The organism is Polaromonas sp. P1_G4, from assembly GCF_056405475.1.
In genome coordinates this window covers 1-979 of record NZ_JBFUCA010000908.1, presented here as the reverse complement: position 1 = coordinate 979, position 979 = coordinate 1, and the positions used below count along the sequence as shown (strand labels likewise).

General features: G+C 52.2%; 2 protein-coding genes. Both read right to left on the bottom strand.

Features of this window, described 5'->3' with window-relative positions; genetic code table 11:
* Window positions 1-204 (bottom strand): hypothetical protein (locus AC1D1X_RS24370; protein WP_477699498.1); only part of this gene is annotated, 204 nt, incomplete at its 3' end.
* A 70-nt stretch (window positions 205-274) separates the two neighbouring features.
* A partial coding sequence (locus AC1D1X_RS24365; RefSeq protein WP_477699497.1) for a slipin family protein occupies window positions 275-979 on the bottom strand: 705 nt, incomplete at its 5' end.

Below are 979 nucleotides of genomic sequence, written 5' to 3'. Positions count from 1 at the left end.
TTCCAAAATTGAAGCTAGCCGCTGCTCTTCGGATGTGCCTTTGTCGTTCCCCCAAATGGTGACCCAGAAGGTGAGTGTTGCCCTCCAGAGAACAAGGCTTCCATCTTCTATTCGTCGATTGAACCTTTCAGGAAGAGCGACCGCCCATTCATCGGTCATTTGATAGGTTCCCGTGACGACAGGATAGTCTGGATGCAGGCTCATGGCGGCTTCTGATGTTGCCTAACGTTTGACTTAAGCGGCGTGCCGTAGGCACGTCCGCTTGAAGGAAGGGTTAGGTCTCCCGATCATCTCTTGGCCCCTCGCCGCCACGCTTGGTTGTCCATTCCGAGATGCCTTTAGCCATCGACACGAACTCACTTGGCATCATGATGATCGTGGTCGTGTTTTGCTCGGCTCCTACCTCGGTAATCATCTGCATCCGTCGCAGTTCCAGACCCGCGGGATTTTMCATGATGAGGCCAGCTGCTTCTCTAAGCTTCACCGCCGCCTCAAGCTCGGCCTCGGCCTTGATGATTCGCGCTCGCTTTTCACGAAGTGCCTCAGCTTCTTGAGCCATTGCCCGCTGCATGGATTCAGGAATTTCAACATTGCGCATCTCCACTCTTGTGACCTTGACTCCCCAAGGTTCGGTCGCGCCATCAATGACTTTGCGCATATCTGTGCCAAGTCTTTCCTGTTCCTTTAGCACGTCGTCAAGCGTGTGTCGACCTATGACGTTGCGCATTGATGTCAAAGCAACTTGAACGACAGCTCTTCCCACGTCGACCACTTCAACAACGGACTTAATTGGGTCTGTAATGGAATACCAAATGACAACAGTGACCTTCACCGGAACGTTGTCCTTCGTGATGGTTTCTTGCTGATCAACGGAAGTAGTAACGGTTCGAATGTCAATTGTTCGTTGCCACTCGATTGCTGGAACTATCCAATAGAGGCCAGGGCCGCGAAGGCCTTGAAGCTTTCCCAGCCTAAATAC